Origin of the sequence: Paraclostridium sp. (genome assembly GCF_051657365.1) — a bacterium.
GTDB lineage: Bacteria > Bacillota > Clostridia > Peptostreptococcales > Peptostreptococcaceae > Paraclostridium.
Genome location: NZ_JBOFKN010000211.1, coordinates 1 through 12,726, shown reverse-complemented (window position 1 = coordinate 12,726; position 12,726 = coordinate 1). Strand labels below are relative to the sequence as shown.

Here is a 12,726-nt window from a genome sequence, read left to right as displayed (position 1 = left end):
AAACTTACTATAAAATAAATTACTAAGACTAATGAATTTACTATTGATTGTACTCTTCTTTCTACTAATATCTCTTTACTTGTTTCATCTTTCCAACTTATAAATTTATTATATAAATCATCATCTATTCTTGAAGCTGTAGGTTTATCACTCCCATTATATATTAAAATCATCGTAGCTACAGCTATCATTAAAAGAAGTAGTATTACACCTATTCTATCTTGACTATATCCTCTGTCACCTAGTAATAACACTGGTACTGGACATAAGATATATAGCATTATAGCTAGTGAGTGTCGTTTTGCATATTTTTTTCTATACTCTATTTCTTCTTTAGAGTAATCTCTACTTGCTTCAATAAGCTCATCTATTTTACCTATGTTTTCCACCGCTTTTGAATAAGCTTGATTTTCATCTAATCCCATATCTAATAAATCATTATATTTTTCATTTACATTTGATAATAGCTCTTCTTTTAATTCGTAAGTTTTTCTATTTTTCGGTGCCTTTTCAAATAAACTATCTATATACCTTTTTATTTTTTCATTCATTTTATCCACCTCTAATATTTTATATTAAACTATCAATTAACTTCTTTGTATTTTCCCAATCTCTTTTTTTCATTTCATATATTAATTTTCCTTCTTTTGTTATTGAATAGTACCTTCTTCTAGCACCTTTATTTTCATCACCCCAGTATGAGGTTATCATTTTATTTTCCTCCAATCTCCTAAATGCAGAATATAGAGTAGCTTCTTTTAATTCATATTCATTATCTGTTTTATTTTTTATATATTTATTTACTTCATATCCATAGCTATCACCTATTACGAGTCTTGATAATATGATTGTCTCTGTATGGCCTCTTATTAAATCTGATGTTATAGACAATATATCACCTCCTTTAGAATATATTTTTTCAGATTATATCTCGCCTGGCGAAGTATCTTTTTTACATTATATGTATTTAAAATCTCATTGTTTACTAATTAATTCAAAAAAAATAGCTCAAATTAATAAGCCGCTCTAGATAAATATATTTTTCTTTCGCTAACTTTCAATTTGAACTATCCTTTTTTATTATTTATTTAATTATTATCATTTCATGTCCATTTATTTTATCAATTTTAAACTTAATTTTATTACCAACTTTTGTAAAATTTATATTTTTATCATCTTGGTATTTTCTAATACTTTTTATATCATAATCATCTATTTCAATAGTAATTTCAGTGTTAAATAAAGGTATTATATCTTCTATTGTATAAATATCTTGAGATCTTTTTTCTGTTATGTAGTGAAGTATGTGTAGTACATATCCGTTTGTGTCCAAATTTTTTTGTAATGTTGTTAAAATGGTGGATGGTCCATCATGGCTTACTAATTGACTTTTCATTAATAATTCAATAGCATCATTTATAATTTCCTTACACCACTTGGCTGCATTTTTTCTATATATATTAAATATAGGATGTGCAAAGTAAATTCTATTTTCATATATAGTAGCTGCTGGGTTTCCTATTTTTTTACTTGAAGGTGAGTGTTGATGAGAACAAAACTGATTGTCTTCTCCCCTATTAAAATATGGGTTTACACTATCTAGTAAAACATAGTTTTTCTCACAATCTATATCTATTTTTCCTAAGTACATAACAAATTCTTCTTTAGGCAATTTTTTTCCGATTATATTATTTGGCATTATAAAATCACGATCATATTTTGATTTTGATAATCTTTTATTATTAAAAAAGTCTATTTCTTCATTTAAATCTAAACTGTCATATGTTCCGATTACTTTTCCACCTTTTTCAACATAGGCTTCTAATTTAGCCTTTAAGTTTTGATCTCCCTTTATAACATCTGGTATTATAATTAACTTATATTTGTTAAAATCAATGTTTCTATCAATTATATCAAATTGATAAGATAGCTCTTGAAGCATTCTAACTGCTCCTATAAGTGCTTGTGATGTGCCTTTTTCCTTGTTAAAACCTTCTGGTGTTAATAATCCTATTTCTGATATAACCTCAATATTTTCTAAATATTTTTCTTTTTCTTTTACTGATTTATAGACTTTTCCTATTAAATCATAAGAACCTTTCGATAAATCTCCATTTGGATGTAGTTGATCTCCAATCGAACATTTACAACCTTGTGCTAGCATATTAAAACATTCAAATTCTAAAGCTGCTTGATTTTTTAAAGAATGAAAATCTCCCCAATAAGTATGGAATTTTCCTGTCATACCTAATATTTCTTTTCCTAATAACCTTGCAAATCTTACTGTAGTTGGAAAATGATCATATCCCCATCCTCCACTTGGAAGAGATTCTAGTTCTAAATGAGTAAATGCATCTAATGAATCCCAAAAACGTGGCCCTATATGTGAACTATTATAAAAAATAGTAGCTTCTTTTGTTTTTGAATTAATTAGTTCTGTAATCTCTGTTCTAAACTCATTTAACATTATATTTGAATAAGCAAGTCTTTCTTCTTTTACAGAAGCATCTATGTTTAAAGCTTCCATTTTCTCTCTACAATATTTACAATTACAATCTATAGCAAATAAAATATCCATAAAAAATCCATCTATTTTTTCAAATCCTACAGATTCAATTATATCTATTAAATGATTTTTAAAATATTCTCGATATGGTGAATTCAAACATATTGTATTATAAAAATGTGGCTTTGCTACATTTTGAGTACAAATTGGATTATCATCAATATCACGACTTAGCCACTGAGGATAATTCTCACTTACATATCCATCCCACTGTACTGTTGTATATATAGGTACCTTTATATCTAGCTTATGACATTCATCTATTTGTTCTATTAACAAGTTTTTATTTTTCAACTTTGGATGTATCATTTTTGGATTATTTTTAGATGGATAGTATAACCATCCATGATGACATCTTGCAAAACATGTTACAGAATTTACATAGGCTTTTTCTAATATTTTTGCAAATTTTTTGCTATCAAAATTCAAACCTATATCCTCAATATACTCACTAGTATGAAAATCTAAATGTATTTGTCTAAAATTTAATTTTTCCATATAATCCCCCTTCATTTTTCTTTATATATAATTTCTCTACAATATAAATTAAATCCTTTATCAAAAATATTTTATAGACATAATATTTTCCATAAAATTCATAAAAATAAATAAAGGTAGCTATTATTTAGCTACCTTTGAATTAACACTGTTAATTTATATTAATTTGTTATTTGCTTAGTTAAAGCACCTTGTCTTTTTGCACCTACTTTTTTATCTACAGTTTGACTTTCTTCCAACTCTGATTGAAACTCTTGATTTCTTTGAGAATGATTTACCATAGCTTGTAATGATTGTGCTTCATTCTTATACTCATCATATTTTTTAGATTTTTTCATATAATCACCCTTTCTTAATTTCTTAATATTAGGTTGTGATTTTTTAACTTTTTTAAACTCTATAAATTTTACCTTATTAGTCTAAATTAAGCTTTTTAGTTAATGTATAATTTAACGTTATAAATAAAATAATAATTATAAATAAGTTTTGTAAAATTCCTATTGTCATTACTTTGGTAAAAGCTCCTATAAATTCTAAATTTGAAATATCTGGTATTGGTCCACTACCATTAATAATTGTATTTATTCCTTTTATTATTATATTAAAAAATAAAAAAATTAATATAGATGCAATATTTTTATATTTATTAAATATAGGTAATTGAGCAATTGCTAAAGAGTTGTATACGATAAATATAATTATAGAAATTAAGCTCATAATCAATATTAGAACAAAAAATATAACTATAAAATCTTTATTCGTTTGTGTTAATTCCGTAAAACTAATAATTTTATCATCTAGATATAACGTAACTCCTTCCCCGTAAATCACACCAATAGAACTTGATTGTTGTAACATAAGTATAAAGTAAGATATACTCGTTACTAAAAAAGTTGATGTTATCCACAATATACTGCATATATATTTTGATAATATAATCTTGTATGTTTTTACTGGTATTGTAAACATTAAATACCCTTCATCTCCTAATAAATTCTTCCTAAATCTATTTATACATACTATAATAGTTAAAGTTACTAAAGCTACAAGTAATGCTCCTATAATACTTACTACAATTTTTTGACCTACTACTGCGCTCTCACTAACCATAAAAAATCCATTTAAAATACACATACCTAGGATTACTAAATACATAGGTATAAAAAACTTAGAAGTTGACTTGAGTTCATATTTTAATAATTTTCCTAGCATTTAAATTCCTCCCTAAATAAAGAATCTATAGACATTCCCCTATTTTCTCTTATATCGTCTACCTCTCCTTGTATAATAATATCGCCATTAGAAATTATTATAACTTCATCACATATACTTTCAATTTCATTTATTAAATGTGTAGCTATTAAAAGGGTAGCTTCTTCATTATAATTTTTTAGTATAGTTTTTATAATATAAGCCCTAGATGCAGGGTCAACTCCACCTATCGGTTCATCTAATATATATAATTTTGAATCCCTTGACATTGCTAATATTAATCCTACTTTTTCTTTAGTTCCCTTAGACATTGATTTTATTTTTTCATTTATATCAATATTTAAACTTTTGATCATATCTTTTGCTTTATGCATATTAAAATCTTTATAAAAATCCTTAAAAAACTTCAATACATCTTTTACATTCATATCTTCATTTAAATAATTTTTATCTGGCAAATAAGATATAATACCCTTTGTATATATAGATGGCTTTACTCCATTTATATTAACTTCACCTATGTCACATTGCGTTAATCCATTTATTAATTTTATCATGGTTGTCTTACCACTTCCATTAGGTCCTAATAATCCTATTATTTTGCCTTTTGATATTTTTAAGTTTAAATCTTTAAATACTTCTTTTTTACCATACTTTTTATATACACCCCTGAACTCAACTATACTCTCACTCATTACTACCCCTCCATAATATTAGTGTTTACAAGATTTGTAATTTCATCTTCTTTATATCCTAACTTTATTAATTTCATTTTTAATGAAGTTATTTCTTTATTTGCTATTTCTTTTCTCATAGTTTTTATTTTTTCTTCATCACTTGTAACAAATCTTCCACTCGTTCTTTGGCTATATAATAGCCCTTCTCTTTCTAATTCTACTAAAGCTCTTTGCATAGTATTTGGATTAACTTCTGCTTCTCCTGCCATGTCTCTTACAGAATTTAGTTTAGATCCTATTTCAAATTCACCTGATATTATTTTCAATTTTAATATATCTACTAATTGCAGGTATATTGGCTTGTTATTATCAAATTCCCAGCTCAAGCTGTATCACTTCCTTATTGTATTAGTTGCTTAATACAATATTATTACAATTCCATCATATATGCAACTATTTCAACTTAAATTATAATATTAATTTCAAAAAAATAAGCTATCTCAAAATACATAGCAAAATATTTTCATAATTTGCATATTATTTTAAAATAGCTTAATATTTTTTAATTACAGTGCTAATTCTTGCTTTTGTATAACTTCTTCTTTTATAGTTTTAGTAACTCCACATTCTTCATTAGTATACTTAGTTTCAAAATTAGCAATTTCTTTTACGTCATTATGTCCATTTTTCATGGCATAACTATGATGTGCACTTTTCATCATTTCTAAATCGTTTAAATGATCTCCAAAAACCATAGTTTCATCATAATTTATATTAAACATTTCTTGTGCTTTTTTTATAGCAACACCTTTGTTAGTTCCAAAGCTCGACATATCTAACCAATATTTTCCTGATGGTGTCAATGTAACTTTTTCTATATTTTCATTTTTAAATCTATTATAACTATTAGTTTCTGCATTATCCATATCAAACATATTAACTTTAAATATCCCATCTTCTACATCTAATAAAGAATCTACCTTTATTACAGGCACATTCATTGGGAAATGTATATTAAGTAATTCTAATGCCTTGTCATCTTCTAAATATAGCCCCTTGGTACCACATAACATAGGGTATGCATTCTCTATGTCACGACCTATTGTAACTAACTTTTCTATGGTATCCTTTTCCAAAAATTTAGAATATATACATTCACCTTTGTAGTACATAGCTGTTCCATTTTCACAAATAAATAATAATTCATCTTTGTATTCATCAAATTTATATACTATATCTAAATAGTTTCGACCAGTAGATATAGCAAACATTATATTTCTTTCTCTTAAAGCTTCTATCATTTCTTTAAAGTCCATTGGAATTTCGTGATTACTATTTAGTAATGTCCCATCCATATCTGTTGCTATTAACTTAACCATGATATTCCTCCTATTTACCTAAATATTTTTATAAAAACAAAAACTATAAATAAAGCTACAATTGAAGAAATTACTGCCCTATGAGTTCTATTTAACTTATATTCATTATAAGCTATTGTTAATTGTTGAAGTGTTAATCCTACTAATATCATTTTAGTTATAAATGCTACTTCAACTATTTTAAGTGCAGATAAGAATGCACATATAACTATACATACACAAAGACCTATATTAAGTTGTTTTAATCTCTCATTATAATACAATTTTTCTCCCCCTAACCCTTTACTCACATACTATTATACATAATAAATACAAAAACTAAAAGATTTGTATACAATATTATAAATATAGAGTATAAACTTGCCTATATATTTATAAAGTTATAAAATAGAATAATCAACAAATGAAAGAGGCTGTTTTATGGATGAAAAGTTTTATGAACAATTATTAAATATAGATACTACAGGAGAAAAACTTTGGGATAAAAGTGTAAATCATTACCACCCTTATCAAGCAACTTCTTATGTTGCTCTTGATATATTATTTAAAAGTTATAATATGAATAAAGATGATTATGTAGTTGACTTTGGTTGTGGTAAGGGAAGACTTATATTTTATCTTAATAGCTTTTTTAAGTGTAGTGTTACCGGTATAGAAATGGATGAAACCTATTATAAGGATTGTTTGATTAATAAGGAAAATTATTTAGATAAACATAAAAGATTATCTAGTAAAATAGATTTTGAATGTATTTTAGGTCAAGATTATAAAATCAAATCTTTAGAAAATAAATTTTACTTTTTTAATCCTTTCTCTGTTAGTATATTTAGAAAAATTATAAATAACATATTAGATTCTTATGATGAAAATCCAAGAATAATAGACTTAATTCTTTATTATCCATCTGAAGACTATATATATTTCCTTGAAAATAATACAGGATTTATCTTATATGAAGAAGTTAAACTATATGGATTATATGAAAAAGACTGCTGTGAAAGATTTTTAGTTTATAGGTTGTATTCATAAATATAAAAATAGTTGGCAAAATGCCAACTATTTTTTATTTTTTCTTTTCTTTATTATAAATATTGCTAATCCTATTATTACAACTAAAGATATTGCGGCAACTATTAATATATTTTTTATATTAGGTATTTTAGCTGATGCTTGAATATTTTCAATATTTCCTAAGTTAAAGTCCCAGTTATATGTATATATTCCATCTTTTTCAGATGAAGAAGATGCATTTGATTCTATTAACTTCATCGGTGCATTGAAATGAAAGTTTAAATCAAAATTTGATCCTAGTAAATTAAGAACACCCATTTCTTCATTACTAATATTTTTTTGCATGTAATCTTTCAATTTAATATTTACATCATATGTCGTATAGAAAAATGTTTCTTCCTTTTTTATATTAACTATATCTGAATATTGACTTAACCCTTTATTATCCTTTAAATTTAAATCTTTTATATTCCCTAACTTTTCAGTTATTTTATATCCCGATTTCCCTGGTTCTGTAATTTTTTCAACATTATCATAATTTGATTTTAAATCTTGTTCATTAATACCATTCATTAAATAATCGCTACTTAATATTTGTGCTGATAAACTGGCATTTCCTTTTTTGTCTATATTTAAGCTTATGTCTGAGTTTACACAGCCTGTTAAAATTAAAACTGTCATAATAATTGTTATTGACATAAATAATTTTCGCATATGTTTTCCTCCTAATTTTAAGTTCTATAGATATATTATCATATTTTGTAAAAAAATATTTATTTATATGTAGTAAATATTTTCAACAATAAAAGCTATACTTTTGTATATATCTTCATGTATCATATAAATATATTATTTAATATATTTATAGAAAGGAGTATTAAATGTATAAAATAAAACACTTTAAGGATTTAACAGTAAATGAATTTTACGAAATAGCCAAAGCTAGATATGAAGTTTTCGCTTGTGAACAACATATTTTTGAAGAAAATGATTTCGATGATATTGATAAAAATTGTTATCATATTTTTCTTGAAGATAATAAATCTGTAGTTGCTTATGCTAGAATAATTCCTAAAGAATTTAGCTCTTATAGTGATGTATCAATAGGTCGTGTTTTAGTTTTAAATGAGTATAGAGGCAAAAAAATAGCTCAAGATATGATGCTTAAAGCTATAGATTTTGTTCAAAATAACTTAAAAGAAAATCATATAACTTTATCAGCTCAAGAATATATAAAAACTTTATATTCATCTATAGGTTTTAAAGAAATATCTGATGTTTATGATGAATGTAATATTGCACATGTTAAAATGAGGTTATAATTATATATCGTAAAAAAGACCATCTCAAATAATCTTTTGAGACGGTCCTTGATTTTATAAAAAAATAAATTTAAGGATAAATAATATACTTAAAACTATAAGAGATACATTAACTTTTTCTTTTTGACCACATATAAGTTTTAAAATCGTATAAGATATTATTCCAAATATAATACCATCAGCTATACTATAAGCTAGTGGCATCATAGCAAATGTTAGAAATGCTGGTATTGCATCTGTTGGGTCTTTAAAATTTATTTCTAATACAGAACTTGCCATTAGTACTCCAACTAATATTAAAACAGGTCCTGTGGCCTGTGGTGGTATCGCTGTAAATATAGGTGCAAAGAATAGTGATATTAAAAATAAAAATCCAGTAGTTATTGCTGTAAGTCCAGTTCTACCACCTTCTGCTATTCCTGCTGAACTTTCAACATAAGAAGTAACTGTTGATGTTCCAAGTAAAGCTCCACAAGTGGTTCCTATTGCATCTGCCATTAGTGCTTGTTTAGCACGAGGAAGTTTTCCTGATTCATCTAATAAATTCCCCTTAGATGCAATTCCAACCAAACATCCAACTGTATCAAATAAATCTACAAATAAAAATGTAAATACTACTATTATCATATCAAAACTAAATATTTCAGCACTTGATACTTCAAAAGCTTTTAAAAATATAGGTTCTAATGATGGAACATTTGAAACTATAGAGCTTGGTAGTTCAACTAATCCACATACCATTCCAAGTGCTGCTGTTATTATCATAGATAATAAAAAAGCACCTTTAATATTTTTACACATTAATACAGCCGCTATTATAAGTCCTATTATAGATAATATAACTAATGGTGATTTCATGCTTCCAAGACTTAGTATTGCTCCTCCTGGTATTACAATTCCTGCATTAACTAATCCTATAAAAGCTATAAACAAGCCTATACCCGCTGTAACTGCATGCTTTAAAATCGGAGGTATACAGTTTATTATTTCTTCTCGTATGTTCGTAGCAGTAAGAAGTATGAATATTAGTCCTTCAATAAATACTGCACATAATGCAAATTGCCAACTATGTCCCATACCTATAACTACACTATATGCAAAAAACGCATTTAGTCCCATACCTGGTGCTAATGCTATTGGATAATTTGCTAAAAACCCCATACATAAAGTTGCTATAAATCCAGCTATTGCAGTTGCTGCAAATACTGCATTCTTATCCATACCTGCATCACCTAAAATATTAGCATTTACAACTAGTATATATGCCATAGTCATAAATGTTGTAACTCCTGCTAGTATTTCAGTTTTTACATTAGTGTTATGTTCTTGTAATTTAAATCTTTTTTCTAAAAATTCCATAGAAAACACACACCCCTTAATTTTTGTAGCTAAAGTTTAGCTTACTTAATTATATGTGTTTAGGGTGTGTCTTTTAACTAATCTACTTGTACTTTTATTTATATTTCAATAAAATTAAAATTATCTACATCAAATAACCCTCTATCTGTAAGTTTTATATGTGGTATTACTGGAAGCGCTAAAAATGCTAGAGTCATAAATGGCTCAATATCTTTACTTACATTTAGCTTATCATAAGCTATACAAAGCATATTATCCAATTTATCACTTACATATTTTATATCTTTATCACTCATAAGACCAGCTATAGGAAGACTTAAACTATCTAGTATTTCCTTATTAGAAGAAATTGCTAGTCCTCCACCAATTCTTTTTATTTCATCTACTGCATTTATTATATCTTCATCATTGTCCCCAACAACAATTATATTATGGGAATCATGAGCTACAGTTGAAGCTATAGCTCCATTTTTCAACTTGAAGTTTTCTACAAGTCCAAGCCCTATACTTTTTTTATCTGTATGTCTTTCAATTACTACAAGTTTTAATATATCTATATTTTTATCAAATTTAAATTCATTATTTTCAACTGCTACTTTTCTTATTAATTTTTCAGTTACTAAATTATGAGGAAGTAAACCTATAACATTAGCTGTTTCTTTTTCTAATTTTATTTTTAAATCTTCTTTTGTTAAATTTGATATCTTAATTGTATTTGTAACCTTTGAACTATCAACCTCTTTTACTTCAAATAAAGTTTTTTTATCTTTTGCTACCAATTTACCATTTTTAAAAACTTGTAATACGTTAAATTCATCTAAATTATCAACTACGACTATATCTGCAATATATCCTGGAGCTATAGCTCCTATAGTTTTTAAATTATAACAATTTGCAACATTTAGTGTTGCCATTTGAATTGCTGTTATAGGATCTACATTATTTTTTATAGCAATTCTTATGTTATTATCTATATGTCCGTTTTCAAGTATATCTTGAGGATGTTTATCATCTGTACAGAATAAACATCTTTGATAATTGTAGTTATTAACTCCTTTTATTAAAACCTCTAAATTCCTAGCTGCTGAACCTTCTCTTATCATCACATACATACCTAGCCTTATTTTTTCAATCATTTCCTCAACTGTAGAGCATTCATGATCTGTACTTATTCCACTAACTACATATGCATTTAATCCTTCATTACTTATATTTGGTATGTGCCCATCTATATATTTATTATGCTTTTTAGCTAAATCTAACTTATCAATAACAACTTTATCTTCATTTACAACCCCTGGATAGTTCATCATTTCTCCAAGTCCCAATATTCTTTCATGGTTTATATATTTTTCCAAATCTTTTGCTTCAAGCCTTGCCCCTGAGTTTTCAAAATCTGTTGCTGGTACACAAGATGGTAACATCAAGTATACATCTAGTGGTGTTTCTTCGCTTTCTTTTAGTATATATTCAATTCCATCCATTCCACATACATTAGCTATTTCATGAGGATCAGTTATTATAGTCGTAGTTCCCCTAGGAATTATGGCCTTTGAAAATTCTACAGGAGATACCATAGAAGATTCTATATGAACATGAGGATCTATAAATCCCGGAGTTATATATTTCCCTGTTAAATCTATATTTTCTATACCTTCATAACTTCCTATCCCAACTATTATTCCTTTTTCTATAGCAACATCTGCTTTTATTATTTCATGAGAAAATACATTAACTATATTAGCATTTTTTAAAACTAACTCAACTTTCTTTCTTTTCATACTAAACTCCATTAAATTCATTTATATCCTCCCCCATATTTAATTTATTTAATTTATTATATTAATTTTGTTGTCAGTATTATACTCTAGATAAATTATTCTAATAATACACTTTTTAGTTTTACTTGTCTACAATTATTTTCCCTATGTTTTAAATTTTCAGAAAAATATTTTATAATAAAAAACTACCTCTAAAATATTAGCATTACTCTTTTCTAATATTTTAAAGGTAGTTTTTATTTTCCTAATTTATTATTTCTAAAAAATCAATTATAGTTTGTTCCATATAACTTCCTTTTCTATATAATTTTTTAATTTTTATTTTTTCAACTTGATTATCTGCCATATCTATAGTTCTTACGTTACTTGGTAATTCTATAAATGAACCTATTTTTTTAAAATTGCTATCTAAATATATGAATATAGGTATTTTTATTTTGCCATCATCACTGTGAGTTTTTATTATTTCTTCATTACCTTCTCTAGTTTGTAGCCTTAATTTTATATTTGGATTTAATTTGGTTAGATAATCTATAACAGTTAAATTTATTTGACAATCAGGACACCATAGTTCTGAGAAACCGAGTATATTTATTTCCTTTTCGATTGATTTAATCTTATTTATAGTTTCTTCTGTTATTTCCATATTTGCTCTGTATTCATTAGACTTTTCTTGATATGCTAAATCCGATTGATTAAATTCTTGTTCAAAATCATATCCACTTTCAAATAATTCTTTTAAAACCATAATAAATATAATCCCCCATTTTAAAGTAACTTATTTCATACCTTATATTATATGTAAAAATTTTTCTTAAAATTAGTATTTTAAGAAAAATCTTTTTAAATATGATATATTTTGAACTAGTTAAATAATATTATTTAATTGTGTAAAATATATTTAAAGTTTTGAAATATAGG

At 25.8% G+C, this 12,726-nt stretch carries 15 protein-coding genes; 2 read left to right on the top strand and 13 right to left on the bottom strand.

Going from position 1 to position 12,726, the window contains the following annotated elements:
* From ACRCYC_RS16325 to ACRCYC_RS16285, 9 genes are all read right to left on the bottom strand, one after another.
* Positions 1–551 (bottom strand): permease prefix domain 1-containing protein (locus ACRCYC_RS16325; protein ID WP_438620164.1); only part of this gene is annotated, 551 nt, incomplete at its 3' end.
* Between the two features lie 19 nt (positions 552–570).
* Complete coding sequence (locus ACRCYC_RS16320; protein ID WP_438620163.1) at positions 571–891, bottom strand: PadR family transcriptional regulator; 321 nt, start codon at positions 889–891, stop codon at positions 571–573.
* 193 nt (positions 892–1,084) lie between these two features.
* Positions 1,085–3,064 carry an alpha-amylase family protein gene (locus ACRCYC_RS16315; protein WP_438620162.1) on the bottom strand — a complete coding sequence of 660 codons (1,980 nt, stop codon included), beginning with the start codon at positions 3,062–3,064 and terminating at the stop codon, positions 1,085–1,087.
* 161 nt (positions 3,065–3,225) lie between these two features.
* Positions 3,226–3,402: a hypothetical protein gene (locus tag ACRCYC_RS16310; RefSeq protein ID WP_438620161.1), complete on the bottom strand. Its 177-nt coding sequence runs from the start codon at positions 3,400–3,402 to the stop codon at positions 3,226–3,228.
* Between the two features lie 76 nt (positions 3,403–3,478).
* Positions 3,479–4,276: a hypothetical protein gene (locus ACRCYC_RS16305; protein WP_438620160.1), complete on the bottom strand. Its 798-nt coding sequence runs from the start codon at positions 4,274–4,276 to the stop codon at positions 3,479–3,481.
* A complete protein-coding gene (locus tag ACRCYC_RS16300) occupies positions 4,270–4,971 on the bottom strand; it encodes an ABC transporter ATP-binding protein (RefSeq protein ID WP_438620159.1) in 702 nt (233 codons plus the stop codon). Before ACRCYC_RS16300 ends, ACRCYC_RS16305 begins: the two co-directional genes overlap by 7 nt.
* A 2-nt stretch (positions 4,972–4,973) precedes the next feature.
* Positions 4,974–5,339, bottom strand: a complete 366-nt coding sequence (locus ACRCYC_RS16295) for a GntR family transcriptional regulator (RefSeq protein ID WP_438620158.1) — start codon at positions 5,337–5,339, stop codon at positions 4,974–4,976.
* A 180-nt stretch (positions 5,340–5,519) separates the two neighbouring features.
* Entirely contained in the window at positions 5,520–6,332 is an 813-nt protein-coding gene (locus ACRCYC_RS16290) for an HAD family hydrolase (RefSeq protein ID WP_438620157.1), read from the bottom strand.
* Positions 6,333–6,346: 14 nt separating this feature from the next.
* Complete coding sequence (locus ACRCYC_RS16285; protein WP_438620156.1) at positions 6,347–6,595, bottom strand: hypothetical protein; 249 nt, start codon at positions 6,593–6,595, stop codon at positions 6,347–6,349.
* A 157-nt stretch (positions 6,596–6,752) separates the two neighbouring features.
* On the opposite strand from ACRCYC_RS16285, the gene ACRCYC_RS16280 reads away from it, so the two are divergent.
* Complete coding sequence (locus tag ACRCYC_RS16280; RefSeq protein WP_438620155.1) at positions 6,753–7,361, top strand: SAM-dependent methyltransferase; 609 nt, start codon at positions 6,753–6,755, stop codon at positions 7,359–7,361.
* A 27-nt stretch (positions 7,362–7,388) separates the two neighbouring features.
* On the opposite strand, the gene ACRCYC_RS16275 is transcribed toward ACRCYC_RS16280, so the two are convergent.
* Positions 7,389–8,057, bottom strand: a complete 669-nt coding sequence (locus ACRCYC_RS16275; RefSeq protein WP_438620154.1) for a hypothetical protein — start codon at positions 8,055–8,057, stop codon at positions 7,389–7,391.
* A 167-nt stretch (positions 8,058–8,224) separates the two neighbouring features.
* Between ACRCYC_RS16275 and ACRCYC_RS16270 the strand changes: the two genes are divergently transcribed.
* Positions 8,225–8,665, top strand: a complete 441-nt coding sequence (locus ACRCYC_RS16270; protein WP_438620153.1) for a GNAT family N-acetyltransferase — start codon at positions 8,225–8,227, stop codon at positions 8,663–8,665.
* Positions 8,666–8,719: 54 nt separating this feature from the next.
* On the opposite strand, the gene ACRCYC_RS16265 is transcribed toward ACRCYC_RS16270, so the two are convergent.
* The 3 genes from ACRCYC_RS16265 to ACRCYC_RS16255 all read right to left on the bottom strand — a co-directional run bounded on the left by ACRCYC_RS16265 (position 8,720) and on the right by ACRCYC_RS16255 (position 12,553).
* Positions 8,720–10,024, bottom strand: a complete 1,305-nt coding sequence (locus ACRCYC_RS16265; protein WP_438620152.1) for an NCS2 family permease — start codon at positions 10,022–10,024, stop codon at positions 8,720–8,722.
* Positions 10,025–10,122: 98 nt separating this feature from the next.
* Complete coding sequence (ade, locus tag ACRCYC_RS16260) at positions 10,123–11,826, bottom strand: adenine deaminase (RefSeq protein ID WP_438620151.1); 1,704 nt, start codon at positions 11,824–11,826, stop codon at positions 10,123–10,125.
* Between the two features lie 223 nt (positions 11,827–12,049).
* Positions 12,050–12,553 carry a thioredoxin family protein gene (locus tag ACRCYC_RS16255; RefSeq protein ID WP_438620150.1) on the bottom strand — a complete coding sequence of 168 codons (504 nt, stop codon included), beginning with the start codon at positions 12,551–12,553 and terminating at the stop codon, positions 12,050–12,052.
* Positions 12,554–12,726 lie beyond the last annotated feature (173 nt).

What these genes read in the sequence shown, in the direction of transcription:
- ACRCYC_RS16315 (WP_438620162.1), bottom strand. Translation starts at nt 3,064, where the DNA reads ATGGAAAAATTAAATTTTAGACAAATACATTTAGATTTTCATACTAGT.
- ACRCYC_RS16310 (WP_438620161.1), bottom strand. Translation starts at nt 3,402, where the DNA reads ATGAAAAAATCTAAAAAATATGATGAGTATAAGAATGAAGCACAATCA.
- ACRCYC_RS16305 (WP_438620160.1), bottom strand. Translation starts at nt 4,276, where the DNA reads ATGCTAGGAAAATTATTAAAATATGAACTCAAGTCAACTTCTAAGTTT.
- ACRCYC_RS16300 (WP_438620159.1), bottom strand. Translation starts at nt 4,971, where the DNA reads ATGAGTGAGAGTATAGTTGAGTTCAGGGGTGTATATAAAAAGTATGGT.
- ACRCYC_RS16290 (WP_438620157.1), bottom strand. Translation starts at nt 6,332, where the DNA reads ATGGTTAAGTTAATAGCAACAGATATGGATGGGACATTACTAAATAGT.
- ACRCYC_RS16280 (WP_438620155.1), top strand. Translation starts at nt 6,753, where the DNA reads ATGGATGAAAAGTTTTATGAACAATTATTAAATATAGATACTACAGGA.
- ACRCYC_RS16275 (WP_438620154.1), bottom strand. Translation starts at nt 8,057, where the DNA reads ATGCGAAAATTATTTATGTCAATAACAATTATTATGACAGTTTTAATT.
- ACRCYC_RS16270 (WP_438620153.1), top strand. Translation starts at nt 8,225, where the DNA reads ATGTATAAAATAAAACACTTTAAGGATTTAACAGTAAATGAATTTTAC.
- ACRCYC_RS16265 (WP_438620152.1), bottom strand. Translation starts at nt 10,024, where the DNA reads ATGGAATTTTTAGAAAAAAGATTTAAATTACAAGAACATAACACTAAT.
- ade (WP_438620151.1), bottom strand. Translation starts at nt 11,826, where the DNA reads ATGAATTTAATGGAGTTTAGTATGAAAAGAAAGAAAGTTGAGTTAGTT.
- ACRCYC_RS16255 (WP_438620150.1), bottom strand. Translation starts at nt 12,553, where the DNA reads ATGGTTTTAAAAGAATTATTTGAAAGTGGATATGATTTTGAACAAGAA.